Genomic DNA, 21,528 nt, shown 5'->3' with positions numbered 1-21,528 from the left:
TGAGTCAGGATTCGATTTTAAGGCCTGCGGGCTCCGGGTTCGGCAGTTCTACGAAAAACGTAGTGCCAACACCCACTTCGCTTCGGAAACGCACGGTGCCGCCCATCAGTTCTATGTAGTTTTGTACAATATTAAGGCCCAGTCCGGTACCTTGCGCGTTGCCGGCATTGTTGGCACGGAAGAAGCGGTCGAAAATATGTTCCTGGTCGTGCTCGGGAATACCGATACCCTGGTCCTGTACCTCGATGTGAATTATTCCACTCCAATTTTTGATCCTCAGAAAGATTGATTTTCCCGGATCCGAATACTTGATGGCGTTCGAAAGCAAGTTGAAAAGCACGTTGCGCAGGAGCTGCTTGTCCAGCCAGGCATTGGCTTCGCCTTCGTAGCTCACAAACATTTCCTGACCTTCCTTGCAAAGCCCCCGGATCTCCTCGATCAGGTTTTTACAAAACTCCTGAAGATCGGTCAGTACGGGAATGCAATGAATGCGGCCTTCTTCCAATTTACCAATGGACAGGAAGTCGTTCAAAATCTCGGTAAGGTTGGTTACAGTCGATTTGATACGCTGGACATGTTTCTGACGCTTATCCTCATCCTCCGTGCGTGAATACCGGCCTATGAGCGAGGCCGACGACAGGATAGTTGCCAGTGGAGTCCGGAATTCGTGGGAGGCGATTGTAACGAACTGGCTTTTCATATTGTTCAGTTCGCGCTCCTTGGTCAATGCCCGCACGACCTCCTCCTGTGACTGCTCGATACGCTTGATTGCCGCGGCCAGTTCTTCGGTACGTTGCTGCACGCGTTCTTCCAGTTCGGCATTCAGTTTTTGTATTTCAAGATTGGCCTCGATAATGCGGCTTTCCTGTTTTTTGCGTTCGGTAATGTCAATGACAAAGCTGACGACAAATTCTCCGTCGCTGGTCTTGAAAGGGCTCAGGCTTACCTCCACGGGAAATTCGCTGCCGTCCTTGCGGCGGGCAAACAAGTCCATCATATGCCCCATACCGCGGGCGCGGGGCGCTTCCAGGTACTCGTCACGGTAACCGACGTGGTTTCTGTTGAACCTTTGCGGGATTAGCGTCTCGATCTTTTTGCCGATCAGCTCGCGATCCGTGTAACCGAAAAGCTCCTTTGCCTTGGGGTTAAGCATTACAATGTTTGCCTGCTTGTCCACCACCACGATCCCTTCGGTCGCGTGTTTGAACAGGGCATCCAGCATCTCGATATGCCGTGTCATCACCTGCGTATGAATTAAAATATCCGTATCAAACATACCAAAGTACAGGACACAGGTGAAGACACCAAGAATTCATTATTAAACTGTTTGACTAAAAAGCGCGGTTTGGGGTAAATCAGCCCAGAGACGTGCATCAAAGGCCATGCATACGTTGCGTACGAATGCCTTACCTTTTTCGGTAATCCTGAGCCGGAATGGTTCTAGTTCCACCAACTCGTCAAATTCCATTTCGCCAAGCCGTTCGAGTGCCTGGTACAGTTCTGCGCATACTTCGGAGCTGTTGGCCCAGGAAGTTTCGAAGGAGGTCATCAGGCGGAGAATATGCTTTCTCATGATCAGGTCTTCGCGGGTCAGCTCGTGGCCGCGGAACAGGGGCAGTTCGTTTGAAGCGAGCTTTTTGTAATAATCTTCCACTTTCTTCTCGTTCTGCGCATATCCCGTCCATGAGTCGGAGATGGACGATGCACCGAGGCCGATCAGAAGTTGCGTGCGGGTGTCGGTATAACCCATAAAGTTCCGGTGAAGGCGCTCCTGGGTGGCTGCATGATAGAGTTCATCGGATTTGAGAGCAAAATGATCCATGCCAATGTCTTCGTACCCCGCCAGCTCCAGTGCACTTCGTCCTGCTTCGTAGATCGCCATTTTGTGGTCAGCATCGGGCAGGTCGTTTTCGGTATAACTGCGCTGGCCGGGTTTGATCCACGGAACATGGGCGTAGCTGTAAAAGGCAATGCGGTCGGGTTTGAGCTGAATGACGCGCAGCATCGTCTGCATCATCGAGCAGTTTTTCTGTTGTGGAAGGCCGTACACGATGTCGTAGTTGACGGACGTGTAACCGATTTCGCGGGCTTTCAGGGTCAGGTGTTTTACCTGTTCAAAAGTCTGGTGCCGGTTGATAATCGCCAGCACGACCGGGTTGAAATCCTGGACGCCAATGCTGATGCGGCGAAAGCCGACGGAAAATAATGCGAGCAAATGCTCGTCTGTCGTATTTCCCGGATGTGCCTCGAAACCAAAACGGGCATCGGGATGTACCAGGGCATTTTCCAGCAGGCCATTTACCAGTTTTACCAGATTGCCGGGACTGAAAAAGGTAGGCGTGCCGCCGCCCAGGTGCAACTCGCGGATCAGTGGTTTTTCGGCACCGAATAGCTCGCAATACATTTTCCATTCTTTAAGAACCGCCTGAATGTATTTGTTTTCCACCGCGTGATTAATGGTAATGCGCGTATTGCAGCCGCAGTAGGTGCAGAGGCTCTCGCAGAATGGGAGGTGAACATACAAACTGATCCCTTCCTTCTGATTCGAAACCGTGAATGCGTCCTGCACGAGCTCTTTCCATTTTTGAATGGCAGGAGGAGTTTTCTGCCAGTAGGGAACGGTCGGGTAGCTGGTATAGCGCGGCCCCGGAATGTTATATTTGAATAGCAGGTCCTTGTCCATTAGTCAAAGTTTTAATCTGGATGATTAATCAAAACTACCCATGAGGGAAGGGGAAAAACATGACTTTGATCAGGCCAAAAACAGACTCTGACCGGCTTTTAAGGAGTTCTATCCTTTTCGTTGCAGGATCAATGGCGCTGCCGCGCCCAGGTCTTACCGGCAAATGGAAATGTCCGCGGCTGACTTTGAGGGACTGGAATAGGGGGTCATTATCCCCCTTGCCACAAGCCAGATACCCGCAATGGCGACTAGCACCGGCGTAAGTTTGCGAATGCGCGTACGCAACGCAGGCGTGAAGTGCTGTTTTGCAATACCCAATGCGAGCATGGCCGGCATGGTACCTAACCCGAAAATTGCCATGAAGATCGCGCCACCCCAAACGCTGCCGGTAGCAACAGAGCTCAGAAGGGCCATGTAAACCATGCCGCAGGGGATCGCGCCGTTGAGCATTCCAAGTACCAGCATGCCGGATAAGTTTGTTTTTTTTAGATGCCTGGTCATTCTTTGCCTTAGAAGCCCTATTGTTTTTTGCCAAAACAACGGCATGCTCAGCCGGTGTTCCATCCCCGACGGCCAGCATACGTAAACCAGCATCGCGGCTCCGACAGCGATAGAAGCGTACCGGAGCACGCCCAGCCATGCCAGCGAGGCGCCTAGCATACCAATAACCATTCCGAATATCGCGTACGTAAGCGCGCGCCCTGCATTGTATGCCACTACGCCCGCTATCTGTTGAGCGCGCGGACCCTTATGCACGGGTAGTGCGAGCGCAATAGGCCCGCACATGCCCACACAATGGAAGCTGCTGATGAACCCCATCGAAATGGCGAGGTAAGGCAGGACGGTGATCATCGGTCAAAGGTTTTTGTTGCCGATCACGACCACCCCTTCGTTCCAGTAGGTTTCGTTTCCGCTTTTCCAGTCGACCTGGATTTTGTAACGTCCTGCCGGGATTTGCGCCAATGCGATGGTCTGCCGGCCATTGTTCGCACGGATCTCAAATTGGCGGTCGTTGCGGTTGTCGGACGGGCAGTACATCCGGATCTGGCCTGTGATGGTCGAATCGGCGAAAATTGCCGGGTAATGCATTTGCAGATCACTTTCGGTGATCTGCCAGGACAATGGCTCTGCTAATGCGGTAGCGCGTTCGGCCTTATCGATCTTGCCCTGGAATTTCAGTTCCTCCTCGTAGTAGTGGTCGGTTACCAGGTCGATTTTCTGCCCCGCGCTCATTCCTACGAGCAGCAGTATCATCGATACAAAGCTGACATAAACAGCGGCAATGAGTGCTTTCCAGTTGATTTTCATAGTATTTGAAAATAGGTGAATACATTATTCTTCCGGTGCGATGAACGTGCTTTCGAAGCTTTCCAGCTGCCGGTTCCCCTGCGAAACGGATAATTTCAATACCGTTTTGCGGCTTTTTAACGCCGATTTTGGAATAACTACAAATACAGTCCCCTCGGACATCCCCGCGGCTTCCAGCGTCAGATCGGGTGATCCGGCGAAGAGAAGTTTTCCGTGCGGGGCGTCGAGGTGCAGGGAGGGTTTAATGATTCTGTTTGTTTTATTAAAAATCTTGAAAGTATACAGATTGCTGATCGTGCCGTCGGTGTTTTCGATGTAGCGGCTGCCCGGTGCCCGGAAGAGGGTCGTTTGGGTATCGGTACGGGTAGCCACTACGAAGCCCAATGCCGACCACAGTAGCAACAATACCGCAGCATAGCCCCAGGTGCGGGGTGTTACAATCTTTGTCGTTTTCTGAACGATCGCATTTTCGGAAGTATAGCGGATCAGTCCTTTCTGAAAACCGACCTTTTCCATAATCGAGTCGCAGGCATCGATGCAGGCAGTACAGCTCACGCATTCCATCTGGGTACCATTGCGGATATCGATGCCGGTCGGACATACGGCTACGCACTGGAAGCAACTGACACAATCGCCCTCGGTTCGGTCGGCGCCTTTGTGCAGTTTGCCTCTGGGCTCCCCGCGCTCGTGGTCATAAGCGACATTGATCGAATTGCGGTCGAGCAGTACGCTTTGCAGGCGGCCGTACGGGCACACAACCGTGCAGGCTTGCTCGCGTAGCCACGCGAAGTTCCAATAGAATACAGCTGTAAATATGACGATGCCGGAAAACAGGCCGATGTGGTCTTCGATGGGTTCGGCAATGATTTTGTAAAGCTCGTCGGTGCCCACCACATAGGCCAGCAGCAGGTTGGCGATCGCAAAGGATACAATCAGGAAAATGGTGTATTTCAAACCCTTTTTCAGGATTTTATCCGATGTCCAGGGGGCTTTGTCGAGCAGCTTTTGTTTTCCTGCGTCACCTTCGATGGCATATTCGATTTTGCGGAAAACCATTTCCATAAAGACCGTCTGCGGACAAGCCCAGCCGCACCATAGGCGGCCAAAGACCGTCGTGAACAATACAATAAATACAAAAAACGAGAGCATGGTAAGCCCGAAAAGCCAGTAATCCTGTGGTCCGATGAAAATGCCGAACAGGATGATTTTCCTTTCGATCACATTGAATAACACCAGCGGCTGCCCGCCGATCCGGATGAATGGTGTAACAAACAGCAATGCAATGATGGCAATGCTGAATACCACACGGCGGTTATGCCATTTGCCGGTTGGGCGCTGGGGGTAAAGGGGCCGCGTCTCGCTTTTGAAACTTCGGCTGTCGGCTATCGGCAGTCGGGTTTCGCGTTTGAATTTTTCCCCCGAGCCATTCGTATCTGTCCTTTCCATTTCTATCTCTTCTTTCCGAATCATCAATCACTACTCAATAGCCGACAGCCGATTGCCGACAGCCGAAGTTCCTTCTCATCAATCACTACTCGACAGCCGACAGCTGATTGCCGACAGCCGGAGTTCCTTCCAACTCTCCCTGCGGCTCCTTCGCATTTGCAGGTTTGGAGCCTTTGAGCGAAAGCACGAAGCTCGCTACCTTCTGGATGTCGGTAGGGGAGAGCTGCTTCTCCCAGGAGATCATCCCTTTCTCCGGTACGCCGTATTTGATTACTTTGAACACATTGTGAATACCCCCGCCATGCAGCCAGTATGCGTCGGTAAGGTTCGGGCCAACGGAACCGCCGCCTTCGGTACCGTGGCAGGCGGTACATTTTTCCTGGAAGATCTTCATCCCCGCGTCAACACCGGCTTTGTCGGTCAGTAATGTCACGGAATTCTCGTCCATGCTCGCGCCTACTTTTTCCATGTAAGCCTTTTTCTCAGCCTCAGCAGTGGCAATTTCCTTCTCCAGCTCGGCGATCTGCATATCGCCCAGGCCGCTGAAATAGTAGGCCGAGTAAACGACTGCGATTACAACTGTGGCATAAAAAAGGAACTGCAACCAGGGAGGCATCCGGTTGTCGAGTTCCTGGATACCGTCGTAGTCGTGTCCATCGATCAGAATTCGCTTTTCATCATGCAAATCGACGCTGATACCCCTGAACTTTTTCCACCAATGCGCGCTGAACAGGTGAGTAGGTTCCTGGTTCGTGGCATGGGCGGTTTTGTTGAGTAGCTTCATCGCCGAGGCCAGCAGGATTGCCAGCTGGATAATGATGAAAACAAATGCACCGAGCACCACATAGAGGATCAGGTCCAGCTCGGTAATAGCTCGGACTTTCTCGGTAGTTTCCTGTGCCGACGCCGGTAATGCTATGCACCCCAGTAAAAGAAGCGATAGCAAGGTCTTGTTCGCAATGCCGTCATTTAACGGAATATTGCGCATTTTGTCGAGCTTCCTTTTATCCAGGCTCCACACATAAATGAGCAGGCCGACAAAGAAAACGAAGAATATCAGCAGGGATATCAGCGGGTAAATGCCCACTCCGGCTATGGTTTCGAGGTAATTGCGGAATTTCATGAGTGTTAATTTTGAATGACTGAATGACTGAATGAAAAAGGTTTATGAATGGCTGACTGAACCCGACATTTATAATATTCGGTCATTCAATCATTCGATCATTCGGTCATTTTTTAATATCAGTACCAAGCCGTTGCATGTAGGCAATCAGCGCTACGATTTCTTTGTTGGCGGCGGTTTTGATGCCGCTTTGTTTCAGGCGTTCCTGGATTTCCTTCTCCTGTTTTACCAGATCGGCATTGGCCTGGTGTTCGTAACCTTTTTCGTAAGGAACACCCAGCGTCTGCATGGCTTCGATCTTGGCTCTGGTCGTGGCCGTGTCGAGGTCGTTTTCGAGCAGCCATCCATAGCGTGGCATAATAGAGCCGGGCGACATCGACGTTGGATCTTCCATGTGGTTGTAATGCCAGGAGTCGGGGTATTTGCCACCTACACGATGTAAATCCGGTCCGGTGCGTTTGGAGCCCCATTGATGCGGGTGGTCATATACGAATTCACCGGATTTGGAATACTCTCCGTACCGTTCGATCTCGGACCTGAACGGACGGATCATCTGCGTATGGCACACGTAGCAGCCCTCGCGGACGTAAATGTCGCGGCCCTGCAATTCCAGCGGTGTGTAAGGTTTCACGCTGGCAATGGTCGGTACATTGGATTCGACCAGGAACGTGGGGATCATCTCGATCATCCCGCCGATTGCCACGGCCACAAGGGAGAAGATCGTCAATGCCAAAGGCTTGCGCTCCATCAACCGACGGTGCCAGTATTCACTCTTTTCGGCATGCCAGATCGCATTCAGCGGCATGGCTCTGGCAGTTTCAGTTGCTACGAGCTTGCCTTTCAGGGCAGTCATCCAGAGGTTGTAGATCATCACTACAAAACCCACCAGGTACAACGTACCGCCAACACCACGGAGGAAATAGAGTGGTTTGAGGGCTGTAACGGTTTCGAGGAAGTTGGGATATTTTAAAAGTCCTTCCTGGGTAAATTCCTTCCACATCGAGCTCTGTACCCAACCGGCCCAGTACATGGGAATGGTATAGAAGATAATACCCAGCGTACCGATCCAGAAATGGAAGTTGGCGGCTTTGGTAGAATATAGCGGCCGGTTATAAAGACGTGGGAAAAGCCAGTAGAGGATACCGAAAGTCAGAAAGCCGTTCCAACCCAATGCTCCCACGTGCACGTGGGCTACGATCCAGTCGGTATAGTGGGCAATGGCGTTTACATTTTTCAAAGAAAGCATCGGCCCTTCGAATGTCGCCATACCGTAGGCTGTGATCGCTACCACCATGAATTTCAACACCACGTCTTCGCGCACTTTGTCCCACGCGCCGCGTAAGGTCATCAATCCGTTCATCATACCGCCCCATGACGGTGCGATCAGCATGACCGAAAACACGGTACCGAGCGTCTGCGCCCATTCGGGCAGTGCGGTGTAGAGCAAATGGTGCGGACCAGCCCAGATGTACAGGAATATCAACGCCCAAAAGTGCACGATCGAAAGCCGGTAGGAATAAATAGGCCGATTGGCCGCTTTGGGCAAAAAGTAATACATCAGGCCCAGATAGGGTGTTGTCAGGAAGAATGCCACCGCATTATGCCCATACCACCACTGCACGAGTGCGTCCTGCACGCCTGCATACACGGAGTAGCTTTTCATGAAAGAAATCGGCAGCTCGATACTGTTCACTACGTGCAGCATCGCAACGGTCACAAACGAGGCGATGTAGAACCAAACCGCTGCGTAAATGTGCTCCACGCGACGGTTAATGGTGGTCATGATAATGTTGACCAATGCAGAGACCCACACCACAGCGATAGCGATATCGAATGGCCATTCCAGCTCGGCATATTCTTTGGAAGTGGTAAAGCCCATCGGCAACGAAATAGCCGCCCCCAGGATGATCGCCTGCCACGCCCAGAAATGGAACCGGCTGAGGACAGGACTCCAGATTGGCGTCCGCAATACGCGCGGAACGGAATAATACAAACCGGTAAAGAAGCCGTTCCCCACAAATGCGAAGATTACCGCATTGGTATGCAGCGGGCGGATACGGCTGAATGTCAGGAACGGCAGGTCGAAGTTGAGATTCGGGAAAACCAACTGCATGGCCGCCAGCAAGCCCACGAGCATGCCGATAAGCCCGAAAAGGATGGTCGCGATGGCGAAGTCCCGGACAATGCGGTTGTCGTATTGAAATTCATCCAACTCAACGGAGGCGAGCTCGGGATGGGGAACGTTTGACATAACTTGATGAGGATAAATGGTAAAAATCGGTTCTGTTTCGTTGGTTATGGTTTCTCGGAATCGTCCAGCAGGATCCGAACGGAGGGCGTATAGTCGTCGTCGTAATGGCCCTTCCGGACCGACCAGATGAATGCGCCCAGAAACCCCAGCGCTACCAGCAGACTGGCGATGATCAGCAGATACAATGCGCTCATGATGAGGATCGGATTAGGTATTTTTAATAGGTCAAAACTACCTGCGATACGGCAGGTAAAGGATGATAAGTGCTATGTTCGGTTTATGACATTGGTCAGTTTCTTGAGACATCGTCGCGCAGCCGCATTGCTGGCAAGCGTCGTAAAAGCGACGATGGTAATGGAACTGACAGGCATCAGAATCGCCGCTATAACAGGGGAAAGGTGTCCTGTTACGGCAAACGAAAGTCCCAGGATATTGTAGATCAATGAAATAGCGAAGCTCTGCCGGATAATGCGCTGGCCGCTTCGGGCAAGGTTAATGTAACCCGGCAGCAGGCGAAGCTGATTTCCTTCCACAATAGCGTCGCAGGAAGGAGAGAAGTTATTGATATCGTCCGAAACGGCCAGTCCTACATCACTTTGGCGTAATGCGCCCGCATCGTTGAGCCCATCGCCGACCATCAGCACGTGGTGGCCTGCGCGTTGCAATTCACGTACGAAATCCAGTTTCTGTCCGGGTTTCTGGTTGAAAAGCAGCAGGGCATCCCGTCCGAAAAGCGGGGTCAGCAAATCGCGGTCGGTAGGACGGTCGCCGGAGAGGAGGTATGTGTTGATACCAGCCTTGCGCAATGCGGACAATGTTTCCGGCAGTTCCGGGCGGTATTTGCTGCGGATCGTGAAATAACCTTTCACGGCCTGGTCGATGGCCACATAAACCCGGCTCGATTGCTCGTTATCGCCGTCGTTACCCGCAGCTCCTACCCAAATTGCCGAGCCCACCTTCACCATTCTTGCCCCCCATTGCGCGCTCATCCCCTTGCCGCTGGTTTCTGAAAAACCGGTCAGCACGCGCCTGCTCGCAGGAACGTCGGACAGGTGCTTCGCGATCAACCGGCTGAGCGGGTGGGACGATTGCCCCACGAGCGTTTTGATCATGACCAGTTCCTCACGTGTCGACGGTTCGCCTGTGAAGTTGATCTCTGCATCGTCAGGCAGGGTAATAGTGCCTGTCTTATCAAAAACGACCGCGTCGATATGGGCCAGTCGTTCGATGCTGTGGGCATTTTTAGGGTAAAAGCGATTACGGCTGAAAACACTCAGCAGGTTGCCATTCGTGAACGTCGATGAAAGCAGTAACGCGCACGGGCAAGCCACGAGCAGCGTGGTAGTGAATGCTAGAAAAGCGGTTTCAGGATTTTGATATACAAAATACCATATTACAAAAGTAACGGCGGCAATGGCGAGCACGACCAGCGAGAAGTAGCGGTTAATGCGCGCTGCCAGGGATTGATTGGCGTTGTCTTTATTATGTGTAAAAGCTTCGTTGTTCCAGAGTTGGGTAAGGTAGCTCTGCGATACCTCCCGCAGTACTTCCAGCTCGATGGCTGCACCTTTTTGTTTTCCGCCTGCATAGATAGTATCACCTTTCCGCCTTTCAACAGGCTGCGATTCACCGGAAACGAAGCTGTAATCGATCATCGCAACCGCGCTTTGCAACAGGGCGTCGGCGGGGATCAGTTCCTCATTCCGGACGAGCATATGGTCGCCTTTTTGGAGATCGGTGATGGGTTTGCGTGTTTCGCTTCCATGGTCGATCACCGAAATGGCGATTGGGAAATAGGACTTATAATCGCGGTCGAAGGAAACGCCGGCGTAGGTTTTATCCTGGAAATAGCGGCCCACGAGCATAAAAAACACCGCTCCTGCAAATGAATCCAGATAGCCGGGGCCGGTTTGCGTGGCGAGCTGGTAAATGCTGATCAGGAAAACGCAGGTCAACGCCAGGGCAATTGGTGCATCGATGTTCAGATAACGCCCTTTAAGGGCCGACCAGGCTGATTTGTAGAAGTCCGCCGCGCAATAAAATAGGACAGGCAGGCTTAACGCGAGGTTGAGAATGCCAAAAAGCGTACGAAGGTTTTGGTCGGAAGTGTTTTGCCCTAAATGGAAATATTCGGGGAAGCTCAGCATCATAATGTTTCCGAAAGCAAACCCTGCGATACCGATTTTGTAAAGCCGCGTGCGGTTCCATTTATCTGCTTTCCTGCCCGACAGGTCGTCCATGCTCAGGTAAGGCTCATAGCCGATGCGTGTCAGCAGCGCCGCAAGTTCGCTCAGCCGCAGTGACGCCGCGTCGAAGGTGATCCTGACTTTTTTTTCCGGAAAATTCACCACCGAGCTTCGCACAGCCGGGTTGAGGCGATAGAGATGTTCGAGCAGCCAGATGCACGAGCTGCAATGCATTTTAGGCAGATGCCAGTAAACGCTGGTTAGTCGCCCGTCTGTAAACTCGATCATTTTGTCGTGGACTTCCGGCTGATCGAGGTGGTCGTATTTGCCTTTGTAAAAGCCCTGTGCAGGCGAAATGCCCTGTGGGCCGTCGATGGCATAGTATTGGCAAAGGTCGCTCTCTTTCAGCAGGCTGTAAACCGTGACGCAGCCTTCGCAGCAGAAATCATGGTCGTCGGCATGCAGCACCTCGTCGCGGCAATCCTCGCCGCAATGGTAGCACGCGTGCCGGGTATCTGAAATGGCCTCCGTGGCCGTCAATATGCTCATGGTCATGGTATGGTTAACCCTGCACCAAAATTGGAGCATACGAAAAGCGGAACGGATGACGAGGAGGAGTCGGGAAAACTGACTTTGGTCAGGAATCGTAGCCTATTCCTTCGTGCAGTTCGAATGCATAACGATAATTGATCAATGCCTTTTGCTCAGCGTTGTCATACCAACCGGTCTCGTCATGACTCAACTTTACGAGGTCGTCGGTGGAAAGCTTACTATATCGTTTAGCAACAAATTCGAGAACTTTCAATTCATCCTGCGAAAAAAGTGCCTTGTCAAACGCGATGCCGGCAGTAATTTCGTCGCCATAAGCACCATTTCCAAAGTACTGCTCATCAATGCTAATCTGCCCTTGTTCCGAAAGATTGACATACATCTTTTGAAAATGTGCAGGTACAGGCCCGAATTGTATCGCCCTGTATTCCAGTCCGGTAATGGAATAGCCCGTCAGCCGGTAAGCATTGAAATCCGCATAGAACAGCAGCTTGTTCAACTTGGTTTTGAATAGCGGAATTTTTCTCAAAACCTGAAAGAATGCGATCATACCAGCCACTTTGGTCAAATCCGGCTCGCGGTAGCCATTAAGTCGCGATGGAAATATTTTTTCCGAAGTAAATCGCCCGACGAGGTTCTCCGCAGCCCCGGTCAGTTTCCTGATATCTTTTTCGCTAAGGAAACGGGCACTCGCAGAAACCTGCTGGCTAAACGCTTCCGGGTTCCGGATAGACATGATCAGCCTTCCGATGGCTACGGACGGCACCTCACCCGCTTCATACAAGCGGTATGAGTTGGTGCCCAGCCCTAAAATCTCCGACATTTTGCTCGCCGAAATGCCATAACCTTCCCTGATGCGCCTGATCTCATCGGGAAACGGGATCCCGTATTTTTCCCGGTACTGATTATACACCTGCACCATGCTCAACTCGTCCAATCGATCATCGCTGAAACGCTCGCCTGAGTCCTCGCATTCGTAATAATGCGTGACCACCTCAAATTCCTCTTTCCTGAATGCCAGGCTCGCAACCTCGTGGCGAACCTGCATCTCTTTTCCCGTAATCGGACTTTTCATAATGTTTCTTTAAATGGATAGCGCATCAGTTTTTCTGCTATATGAAATGATATGCACAAGACATTTGCATTCGCCCGGCCCATCGAAATCTTAATGTATAGCTGGTGCTCCTTAAAAGCCTTACCGAAAACCCACATATCACTGATTTGGTAAAGTGTGTCTGCCCAAGGCCCTTCGACATAGTCGTCAACCGTAATCGCTTCGATAATCTGCCTGCGTTTTGCGGGCGAGATTTCGAGTAGCAACAAGGTCTGTGCATTTTTTGGATTTTTCCTTTCCATAAACAGAATATCGAATATCCTGTACTTGACAAAGAAGTCATCCAGGAAGCGCTGGACTTCTTAGCGATTCGGCATAGTGGTGTATTGTGTATCTTAATTTATAGTTGTAAAAATAAGCACAAACTGATATATTTTAAATTTTAAAGTTTAATCATTTATTTATCGGTAGCTAAAAGAAACCTGCGGTTGCGGAGGGCTAAGGCACGTCCCTGACAGGATTTTTGGGAGGTTTGTCTTTTGATTTTTACCAACATTGCATCGCTAAGCGATTTTTTGAGGCCAAATTTGCATATTACAACCCATTCCTAAACCACTTTAAAAACCGCATTGAGTGAAAAAACTAAAATCTTCTATTGGTCTTTTTGTTGTCGGCCTGCTTTCCCTGGCTTCGGTAACCCGGCATGACAAACCAATATTTCGGGAGCCGACGCTCCGGGAGCCGACGCTCCGGGAGCCGCTATTTCGAAACCATACGCCGCAAGTCGCAACTCCGGCACCGTCCTCCGGCATTATCGAAATTGCCGAAGGTCCCGATTCGAGCCGTTTTACCTATACAAAACTGGTATCAGGCCTGGACGAGCCCATGGAAATGGCGATATTGCCCAACTATGATATGGTAGTGGCCGAGCGGAAGGGTGCTGTGCGCTATTTCAGCAATGCAACCAGGGAGCTTTCGACTATCGCGCAGTTCAATGTTTTCAGCGGCATTGAGGATGGGCTGCTAGGGGTGGCAGTCGACCCGGATTTCAAGCATAATAACTGGATTTACTTCTACTATGGCCTAGGTGGTGAGAAGAGCGTCAGCCAACTGGCGCGTTTCGAGTTGAAAGGAAAAAACCTTGTCCAGGATTCTAAAAAAGTGCTTCTGGAAGTACCTACCCAGCGCAAATACTGCTGTCACTCTGCCGGCTACCTCACTTTTTCAGACGGATTGCTGTATTTGTCGATCGGCGATAACACCAATGCGGAGGAAATCGAAGGGCACACGCCCATCGACGAGCGTCCGGGGCGCGAGCTTTCAGATGATCAGGCCGCGACTGCCAACAGTAAGGATTACCGGGGCAAAATCCTGCGGATCAAGCCGGAAGCCGACGGTACTTACAGCATTCCTGACGGTAATCTTTTCCCCAAAGACGGCTCACAGGGCCGGCCCGAAATTTACGCAATGGGCGTGCGCAACCCGTTCCGCATTTCCGTCGACCCGAAAACCAAATACCTGTATTGGGGCGATGTAGGTCCTGATACTGAGGTTCCGGGAAGCGAGGGGAAGATGAGTTACGACGAGATCAACCAGGCCCGCAAGCCCGGCTTTTTTGGATATCCCTATTTTCTGGGCGACAATGAGGTTTTTCCCGATTACGATTTTGCGACAAAAAAAGAGGGGCCTGGAAAAGATCCGCAAAAACCGGTCAACGACTCGCCGCACAACAGGGGCATCCGCGAATTACCTCCTGCGCAGCCTGCGTTCATCTGGTATGGCAAAGGTGCTTCGAAGAAATACCCGCTGGTAGGCAAAGGCGGTGCCAGCGCCATGGCGGGGCCAGTGTATTACAGTGACTTATATCCTAATGCGCCGTACAAGCTTCCGGAATATTACAATGGCAAACTGTTCATTTTTGAATGGATCCGGAAATGGATCATGGCAGTCACGATGGACGCCGACGGCAACTATGTAAGTATGGAGCCGTTCCTGCCGCAATTGAAGGTCGTCGCGCCGATCGATATGCAGATCGCGCCGGATGGGGCTATTTACCTGCTGGCTTACGGTACGAACTGGTTTGCCCGCAACACGGATTCGGGTATTATCCGGGTCGAGTATGCCGAGGGAAACCGCAATCCGATAGCTTCGGTGACCACGGGCAAGACCATCGCCGCAGCCCCATTTACGGCCATTCTTTCAGCGAAAGGTTCGAAGGATTACGATGCTGCCGACAAGCTGAGCTATGAATGGAAGATCGGAACTAAAAAGCTTGCCGGTCAGGAAATCAGGCACACCTTTACCAAACCCGGCATTTACAACGTAGTGCTTACGGTCTCCGATCAGAACGGCGGAAAAGGTACGGCTACGACCGAATTCAAAATCGGCAACACACCGCCTGATGTGAAAATCAATACGAAAGCGAACCGCAGCTTTTACTGGGACAACGCCCCGTTTGATTACAATATCAAAGTGACCGACAAAGAAGACGGCCAGATAAAGCGCGAGAAGATTCATGCAGGATTCAGCTACCTGGCATTCGGCAAGGACCTGGCCGGCGCATTGTCCGGCTCGGAAGGAGAGAACATCCGGTATGCGGCGACCGCAAAATTGTACGCTTCACTGGATTGCAAGGCGTGCCACACGATGGAAACCAAGTCGATCGGGCCGGCATTGAAGGAGATTTCAAAAAAATACGCAGGTAATGCGGGCGCCGCGGACATGCTCGCGCGGAAGATCATCACGGGCGGGAGCGGAAGCTGGGGGTCATATCCGATGCCCCCGCACGCAGACCTGCCCGAAAAGGACGCAAAGGAAATAGCGGGCTACATTCTCTCACTGGGGCAAACGGCAGGACAAACGCCGCTTTCGGCCCAATTGAAACTCACGGAACATATTGGCAAAGGCAATGAAGGCGCCTATGTCTTGCAAGCTTCGTATACCGATAAGGGTGCAAACGGCATTGATCCGCAAAAGACGGCCAGCCACATCGTTTTGCGAAGTCCGCTGATTCAGATGGAGGATTATCAGGAGGGCAATGTGGGTGTGGTGATCGCCACGCAAAACACCGGCTACGTTTCCTACATCGCCAATATTACCAACGGGAAGTACGCGCGGTTCGATCAGATCGACCTTTCACATATTAGGAGTATCCGGATGCGCATTCAGGAACACGGCGCCGGCGGGACAATCGAGCTCAGGCAGGATGGCCGGGAAGGTCAGCTGCTGGGCAAAGTTGATGTGCCGGGTGGACGTCTGGACGACCTTAAAACCGGTTGGAAAGAAGTGCTCTTGCCGGTAAGCGGCAGCGGCGTCCACAATCTGTACCTGGTTTTCAGGAATGAAAAGATCAAAAGCCCGATGTTCCATATCGACTGGATGCATTTCGAAAACGATTTCAACCCTTGACGGTAATAATAAATACCTCTGCCGTTGTAGTAAAAAGGGATGCCTGGAAACTGAGGCGGGCACCCCTTTTTACCGGAACGCTGCAATTCCCGCATTATGGCTGTTTCAACAGCCATACGTCCGAAATCTTCGACTGCTTGCGCCAGTTTAAATGAGATTCTTCGGGCCCATCGAATGTGACGGAAATTTTACCGTCCTGGGTAAGACTTAGCGGCACGATCCACTCTTTAAATGTCTCCGGCTCTTTGTTGTAAACCACAGGTGAAAGCCGGCGCCCGTCTACGCGCAATAGCGCGTCGCCTTCACCTGCTACGCGTATCACGTAACGTGCACGAGGGTCGAGGTTGTCGTAATCAAGTTCCGGTTCGCGTTGGAACAGCTGGGTAGAGAGGCGCTTGCGGCTTTTACCATTATCCCACCAGGCCACATCGGTAGCGTCTTCGGATATGGTTTTTACGCGAGGGCCTTTGGCGACGCTGGAAATATCATCGTAATAGCTTCCCGGCCCGGGATTTTCCCAGAATGCGATAGTTTTCAAGCGGGCGAGCTGCTTTTCGGGATCACCCATTTTTTTGATCTTTTCAAATTCATCGGCCAGCCACCAGCGGTTGTTGAGCGGATAATCCACAAAATCCATCACCACACCACGTTCCGGACTTCGGGGTTTATGCTTCTCCGTGCTCGTTTGCAGGCCGATGGAAGTGTACAGTGCGTTGCTCAATTCGGTTAATTCTTTTCGTAGATCACGTTCGACCGGCTCGGTTTCACCTTTGTTAACAATCGCCAGAGCGGTGTCCATGGTTATACGGATATTGGTTTTATTGGCAATAGTGAGCACGGCATTGGCCTGTATTTCCAGCTGTTGGTCGTGGATAAGACGGGCACGGGTATATTGATCGTAGTACGCCCTGAAAACCAGCATTTGCCAGCGCCAATTCCCCTCCAATTGCTCCTCAACTCTTCTTAGTACGCGCCAGTTAAGATACGTCATTTCCACGCCACCATTTTCTGCCAATGGCCCTTTCCAGTTCTGTTCCAGTCCCTCTATCGCGCTGGCGACCACGGAAGCAACTGTAGGGTTGAAGAAGAAAGCAGCATATTCTTCCATGATCCCGTGCGCATCCGCTTGTGGGTCCCAGCCACGCATACTCCACAACACTTTGTTGACATCGTCGTGGCTGCCGTCGGAGTAAGAAACAAAACCATCGGTGAAAGGCGCATATTTCGCATGAATTTTAGCAAACGCAAACGGGCGCGGATTCACCGACTCCCTGCCGAGCGTCAATGCAAATGCCTGGTCGAATTTCTCGACCGGAAATTCGCAGCGGACCGAATGGGTAATGTCGGGATACTGCCGGTGCTGGTATTGTTTGGGTAGCCGGTAGCGCGTTTCAGCTATCGGCGGACTGCCGGGCCCAGATACCACGCCTTGCAGCCAGGTTGGCTTTTCGGTTTCCAGGTATTTGTAAAAATAGTCGATCTGCTCGGTGTCGAATCCTTGCAGTGAAATCCACATTTTGGCCTTAGGATGGTATTTAACTAACTTTTCTTGCAATTCTTTCAGGAAAGGCAGCACTTCCGACGGATGGTTGTCGCCGGGGTCGCCTCCGGGGAAGAAGATATGGTCCAGGCGCGGGCATTCCTTGTAAAATTGCTCGTGCAAATCCAGCTCGGCCTGGCGCTTGGCCTTGTCCGTCAGTTCAAATGTCGCGGGTGTCCATACCCAGTAATCCATGTCGTATTTCCGGCAAATTTCGCTCATTTTAATCCGCATTTCGCTCGCGGGGATTTTGAAATGAGGACTGGGCTTATCGTCTTCTTGAAAAGGAATACCTTCCACTGCATTGCTACCAAAAATAGCCAACTCACGGATGTATTGGTCAAACTGGCCGACTGTCCAGGCGTCGTAGGTATTAGCCGTCGAGCGGTAACCAAGCTGGTGCCCGCGGATCGGGTAAGCGGGCGAGGACGACACATTTACCGGTCCTGCCAGTTCCAAAAGCGGCTTGCCCATGAAGGATTTGCTCATTTTTAAATGTCGCAGCAGATATCCCGTCCCGAACAACACGCCGCGCGCATCCGCTCCGATGATCCAGACGGTCGTATTCCCGCCGGCTGTTTCCGTCACGATCCGGTAGCCCTCCGCTTTGAACTCCGGCCCGTTGGTCACGGTTGACGCCGGCAGCGTGCGGGAGAGCAGGGACTTGTCTGACGATAATGCCAGCGCAATCACCGGGGCGCCTTTTGGCCAGGCGGAAGCATTTTTGAGCGTTATTCCTGTCCGTTTCGCGATTTCCTCCGACAGCACTGCCGGCGCTGTTTCCCTCATGGGGGAAGAAACATTTGGGGAAATGAGCCATGTCGCATTTTTCAGGTTGATTGCCTGGGCGACACATCGGGAATAGAATGCTGAGAAAAGCAGGATGGTAACTAGCGGCAACAGCCGGCCGGTAAGCGACGCCTTGAAACGGGTTTGGGAATGCATGACAAATACAAATCGATGTGTTGTACTTGCATTACTTGGTTTGAAGTATTTCAGGCCATGATTTGAAAACTGGAAAAAGCTGGGTTGGAGGTCCGGCTTTAATTAATCCACCCGCAGGTCTACGGCCAGCCTTTGCGTACATGACCGGCCGGAGGCATGCGAATAGTGCGTCCGAATGTTTACGTTCGAACGATTTCGGGCTGGTAACATTCAGGTAAAGTAGAAAAGGCGGGCTTTCGCTATTTTAGAATTTGAAAACATTTGTATCCCATGCACCGTCTTACATCTCTGTCGACCTGTATTTTTTTATTGCTCTTGCTGGCACCGGCATCGTCGCAGACGCTTACACCTTTGAAGGAATTTGATGTGAAGGAGGCCAAACAGGCCGTGGCGGTAGATGCGCAGTATTTTTTTGTAATCAACAACAGTACAATTACCAAGCATTCCAAGACGGATGGAAAGCTTCTCGCGAGCTGGGATGGAACGAAGGAGGGCATAGTCCATTTGAACAGCGGAGTCGTAATCAAAGGGCTGCTGTATTGCGCTAATTCCAACTATCCCGAAATTCCGATGACTAGTTCTGTAGAGATTTTTGACGCTAAGACCTTGAAGCACGTGGATACTCACAGTTTCGGGATCGCGCAGCATGGATCGCTGACGTGGCTGGACCAGAAGGATGGTTATTGGTTCATCGGCTTTGCCCATTATGCTGGTAAGGAATCGAGCGAGGGACGGGATGTCCGGTGGACGTCGCTGGTGAAATACGATATGGCGTGGCGGCAGGTAGAGGCTTGGGTATTTCCAAAGCATCTGGTCGACCTGTTTACGCCCAAAAGCAATTCGGGAGGTGCTTGGAGTAAGGATGGGCTGCTATATTGTACGGGTCACGATCGCGGCGAGGTCTATGTCTTGAAACTACCGAACTCAGGCTATACGTTAACTCACCTTCGCTCATTACCTGCGCCCATCGAGGGACAGGGCATCGCCATAGACCGCTCGGTGGCTGGCAAAACGTTGCTCTACGGTATTCAGCGCAGCAAGCACATTGTTACCGTTTCCGAAATCCAGTAATCTTTTCTATTGATGAAACCAGATCTTCGCTGTCTGCTCTGTTTTTTTCTGATAATTTCCCTGCAACTGTCTCACGGACAGGGTACGGCCAACCGCCGTTTTGAAGTCAAAACCCTGATCGTGTTTTTTGACGGCTTGCGTCCTGACTACATTACCGAAGAACAAATGCCGAATTTGTTTGCATTTAAGAGAACGGCGGCATGGGGAAAGCATCACCACAGCGTTTTCCCGACGGTAACACGGGTGAATTCTGCTTCCTACGCCACGGGCTCCTATCCGGGCACGCACGGTTTGCTGGGAAATTCCATTTACATTCCCGAAGTAGCTCCAAACAAGTCAATCGGAACTACCTACGACGATTTGAAGAAAATTCCTCCCGCCACAGCCGGGCCGCTGCTGACGGCCAAATCGCTCGGCGAGGTGCTGGCGGACGCGGGTCAGAAAATGATGGTTTTCAGTTCTGGAACGACCGGACAAGCCTTTTTACAAAATCATACCGTGAATGGGGCGGTTGTAAACCCGGATTTGATTTTGCCCGAGTCGTTCAAAAATCAGGTTTTAACTGAAATTGGCCTGGATAGCCAGGGCGCCGATGAGGAAATGGGCCGCCACAAGTGGATAACGGATGCATTATTGAAATACGGACTGGTTAAAAACGGTCCGCTTGTGAGCGCGATCTGGTTTTCGGATCCCGACGGCGCGGCGCATGAGCACGGCATCGGCTCGGAGCAGGCCGTGAAAGCGATCAAATACGTGGACGGCCAGTTTGGAAGAATCATGGAAGCACTACGGACGAAGGGTTCCGGGGAGCGGTATAATGTCATCATTTCCACCGATCACGGCTTCGTAACGCATACTGCCAAGCCCGGACTCGTCGATTTTCTGATTAAAGAAGGTTTGAAAAAGGACAAAGAATCAGACGATGTGGTGGTGGCGGAGGGAGCGATCTATGTCAAAAATCACGACGTAAAAACGATCGAATCTATTGTCGCTGCATTGCATAAGCAGGAGTGGGTAGGGGCGGTTTTTACCAGACCGGCAAAGGAAGGCAACGCGCAGGGAGCAGTAAAAGGAACGCTTTCCTTAGATCTGATCCATTATAACCACTCCAAACGCGCCGGAGATATTCTGGTGGCACCAAACTGGAACGACTCGAAAAACGACAAAGGCTACGCTGGTACTGATTTCTCGGGTGGTGTGGCGGGGCATGGCGGTTCGAGCCCTTATGAAATCAATATTGCACTACTGGCTTCCGGGCCGGATTTTAAAGAAGGCTTCACAACCGAATTGCCGACGTCCAACATTGACATCGTTCCGACGATCCTGCATATTTATAACCTGCCCAAACCGGCCACAATGGATGGCCGGGTAGTGACCGAGCTTTTGAAAAAGTCTCAAAAAACAAATGGTACTTTCCAAAAACTGCTCCTGAAAACGGAAGCATCTTACCCCTGGGGCACTTATAAACTCTCGGCTGAGACCTCCGTTTTAGGTGGGCGTTCCTATTTCAATTATACTAAAACAGAAAGAATGCCGGCCCGCTGACCCGACCTTGACAAGCTGCGTCAGACGAGTGACAAAAGCTCCTGCTCTTCTGCCAATGCTGCAAGCAGTTTATCGTTCAGCCGTTTGTAGGCGGCCATTACGTTCCGGGCGGTGTCGGTGAGCACTGTCCCGCCGCCTTTGGTGCCTCCTTTCTGGGTGACTACGTAAGGCCCCTTGCCCAGCGTATTGAGCGCATCGACCATCGCCCATGCCTTTTTGTAAGAAAGGCCCATTTCCTTGGCAGCCTGCGCGATCGAGCCGGTTTCGGCGATGCGTTCCAGCAACTCGTAGCGCCCGGGGCCAAAAAATTTGACCTCGTCCACAAACACCCAATGACGGAGCCGTATATCGACGTGTCTTTCCATGTGACAGTTTTTTGAAATGACTATTTTTCCCGTTTTAATGCCGCAAACTATGAC

At 51.5% G+C, this 21,528-nt stretch carries 16 protein-coding genes; 3 read left to right on the top strand and 13 right to left on the bottom strand.

Annotation, left to right across the window (positions count from 1 at the left end):
* Positions 1–4: 4 nt before the first annotated feature.
* The 11 genes from AAHB90_RS23310 to AAHB90_RS23260 all read right to left on the bottom strand — a co-directional run bounded on the left by AAHB90_RS23310 (position 5) and on the right by AAHB90_RS23260 (position 12,902).
* On the bottom strand, positions 5–1,240 hold the full coding sequence (locus AAHB90_RS23310; RefSeq protein WP_342087651.1) for a PAS domain-containing sensor histidine kinase: 1,236 nt from the start codon (positions 1,238–1,240) through the stop codon (positions 5–7).
* 78 nt (positions 1,241–1,318) lie between these two features.
* Positions 1,319–2,683, bottom strand: a complete 1,365-nt coding sequence (hemN, locus tag AAHB90_RS23305; RefSeq protein WP_342087650.1) for an oxygen-independent coproporphyrinogen III oxidase — start codon at positions 2,681–2,683, stop codon at positions 1,319–1,321.
* Between the two features lie 153 nt (positions 2,684–2,836).
* Entirely contained in the window at positions 2,837–3,535 is a 699-nt protein-coding gene (locus AAHB90_RS23300) for a sulfite exporter TauE/SafE family protein (RefSeq protein ID WP_342087649.1), read from the bottom strand.
* 3 nt (positions 3,536–3,538) lie between these two features.
* Positions 3,539–3,991: a FixH family protein gene (locus AAHB90_RS23295; RefSeq protein WP_342087648.1), complete on the bottom strand. Its 453-nt coding sequence runs from the start codon at positions 3,989–3,991 to the stop codon at positions 3,539–3,541.
* A gap of 24 nt (positions 3,992–4,015) precedes the next feature.
* Entirely contained in the window at positions 4,016–5,437 is a 1,422-nt protein-coding gene (gene ccoG, locus AAHB90_RS23290; RefSeq protein WP_342087647.1) for a cytochrome c oxidase accessory protein CcoG, read from the bottom strand.
* Between the two features lie 85 nt (positions 5,438–5,522).
* Positions 5,523–6,560 (bottom strand): cbb3-type cytochrome c oxidase N-terminal domain-containing protein, encoded by a 1,038-nt coding sequence (locus AAHB90_RS23285; protein ID WP_342087646.1) that lies wholly within the window; start codon positions 6,558–6,560, stop codon positions 5,523–5,525.
* Positions 6,561–6,666: 106 nt separating this feature from the next.
* Positions 6,667–8,811, bottom strand: a complete 2,145-nt coding sequence (gene ccoN / locus AAHB90_RS23280; RefSeq protein ID WP_342087645.1) for a cytochrome-c oxidase, cbb3-type subunit I — start codon at positions 8,809–8,811, stop codon at positions 6,667–6,669.
* Between the two features lie 44 nt (positions 8,812–8,855).
* Positions 8,856–9,005: a cbb3-type cytochrome oxidase assembly protein CcoS gene (ccoS, locus tag AAHB90_RS23275; protein ID WP_106596734.1), complete on the bottom strand. Its 150-nt coding sequence runs from the start codon at positions 9,003–9,005 to the stop codon at positions 8,856–8,858.
* A gap of 72 nt (positions 9,006–9,077) precedes the next feature.
* Complete coding sequence (locus tag AAHB90_RS23270) at positions 9,078–11,546, bottom strand: heavy metal translocating P-type ATPase (RefSeq protein ID WP_342087644.1); 2,469 nt, start codon at positions 11,544–11,546, stop codon at positions 9,078–9,080.
* 88 nt (positions 11,547–11,634) lie between these two features.
* Positions 11,635–12,621, bottom strand: a complete 987-nt coding sequence (locus tag AAHB90_RS23265) for a type II toxin-antitoxin system antitoxin SocA domain-containing protein (protein WP_342087643.1) — start codon at positions 12,619–12,621, stop codon at positions 11,635–11,637.
* Positions 12,618–12,902, bottom strand: coding sequence for a hypothetical protein (locus tag AAHB90_RS23260; RefSeq protein ID WP_342087642.1), 285 nt, complete (start codon positions 12,900–12,902; stop codon positions 12,618–12,620). Before AAHB90_RS23260 ends, AAHB90_RS23265 begins: the two co-directional genes overlap by 4 nt.
* A gap of 331 nt (positions 12,903–13,233) precedes the next feature.
* Between AAHB90_RS23260 and AAHB90_RS23255 the strand changes: the two genes are divergently transcribed.
* Positions 13,234–16,008: a PQQ-dependent sugar dehydrogenase gene (locus AAHB90_RS23255; RefSeq protein ID WP_342087641.1), complete on the top strand. Its 2,775-nt coding sequence runs from the start codon at positions 13,234–13,236 to the stop codon at positions 16,006–16,008.
* 94 nt (positions 16,009–16,102) lie between these two features.
* Here the strand turns inward: AAHB90_RS23255 and AAHB90_RS23250 are convergent, their stop codons facing one another.
* Entirely contained in the window at positions 16,103–18,337 is a 2,235-nt protein-coding gene (locus AAHB90_RS23250) for a hypothetical protein (protein WP_446717923.1), read from the bottom strand.
* Positions 18,338–18,763: 426 nt separating this feature from the next.
* Here AAHB90_RS23250 and AAHB90_RS23245 point away from each other — a divergent pair, with 426 nt between their 5' ends.
* Positions 18,764–19,564, top strand: coding sequence for a hypothetical protein (locus AAHB90_RS23245; RefSeq protein ID WP_342087639.1), 801 nt, complete (start codon positions 18,764–18,766; stop codon positions 19,562–19,564).
* 12 nt (positions 19,565–19,576) lie between these two features.
* Complete coding sequence (locus AAHB90_RS23240) at positions 19,577–21,109, top strand: alkaline phosphatase family protein (RefSeq protein WP_342087638.1); 1,533 nt, start codon at positions 19,577–19,579, stop codon at positions 21,107–21,109.
* A gap of 20 nt (positions 21,110–21,129) precedes the next feature.
* On the opposite strand, the gene AAHB90_RS23235 is transcribed toward AAHB90_RS23240, so the two are convergent.
* A complete protein-coding gene (locus tag AAHB90_RS23235; RefSeq protein ID WP_342087637.1) occupies positions 21,130–21,474 on the bottom strand; it encodes a winged helix-turn-helix domain-containing protein in 345 nt (114 codons plus the stop codon).
* Between the last annotated feature and the right edge of the window lie 54 nt (positions 21,475–21,528).

This window comes from Dyadobacter sp. OTU695 (assembly GCF_038440355.1).
Taxonomy (GTDB): domain Bacteria; phylum Bacteroidota; class Bacteroidia; order Cytophagales; family Spirosomataceae; genus Dyadobacter.
This window is presented reverse-complemented; position numbering and strand designations above follow the sequence as displayed.

Coding starts and splice junctions, on each gene's coding strand:
- AAHB90_RS23285 (WP_342087646.1), bottom strand. CDS start 6,560: ATGAAATTCCGCAATTACCTCGAAACCATAGCCGGAGTGGGCATTTAC.
- AAHB90_RS23270 (WP_342087644.1), bottom strand. CDS start 11,546: ATGAGCATATTGACGGCCACGGAGGCCATTTCAGATACCCGGCACGCG.
- AAHB90_RS23265 (WP_342087643.1), bottom strand. CDS start 12,621: ATGAAAAGTCCGATTACGGGAAAAGAGATGCAGGTTCGCCACGAGGTT.
- AAHB90_RS23310 (WP_342087651.1), bottom strand. CDS start 1,240: ATGACACGGCATATCGAGATGCTGGATGCCCTGTTCAAACACGCGACC.
- AAHB90_RS23250 (WP_446717923.1), bottom strand. CDS start 18,337: ATGAGGGAAACAGCGCCGGCAGTGCTGTCGGAGGAAATCGCGAAACGG.
- AAHB90_RS23245 (WP_342087639.1), top strand. CDS start 18,764: ATGCACCGTCTTACATCTCTGTCGACCTGTATTTTTTTATTGCTCTTG.
- ccoG (WP_342087647.1), bottom strand. CDS start 5,437: ATGGAAAGGACAGATACGAATGGCTCGGGGGAAAAATTCAAACGCGAA.
- hemN (WP_342087650.1), bottom strand. CDS start 2,683: ATGGACAAGGACCTGCTATTCAAATATAACATTCCGGGGCCGCGCTAT.
- AAHB90_RS23260 (WP_342087642.1), bottom strand. CDS start 12,902: ATGGAAAGGAAAAATCCAAAAAATGCACAGACCTTGTTGCTACTCGAA.
- AAHB90_RS23235 (WP_342087637.1), bottom strand. CDS start 21,474: ATGGAAAGACACGTCGATATACGGCTCCGTCATTGGGTGTTTGTGGAC.
- ccoS (WP_106596734.1), bottom strand. CDS start 9,005: ATGAGCGCATTGTATCTGCTGATCATCGCCAGTCTGCTGGTAGCGCTG.
- AAHB90_RS23295 (WP_342087648.1), bottom strand. CDS start 3,991: ATGAAAATCAACTGGAAAGCACTCATTGCCGCTGTTTATGTCAGCTTT.
- AAHB90_RS23240 (WP_342087638.1), top strand. CDS start 19,577: ATGAAACCAGATCTTCGCTGTCTGCTCTGTTTTTTTCTGATAATTTCC.
- ccoN (WP_342087645.1), bottom strand. CDS start 8,811: ATGTCAAACGTTCCCCATCCCGAGCTCGCCTCCGTTGAGTTGGATGAA.
- AAHB90_RS23300 (WP_342087649.1), bottom strand. CDS start 3,535: ATGATCACCGTCCTGCCTTACCTCGCCATTTCGATGGGGTTCATCAGC.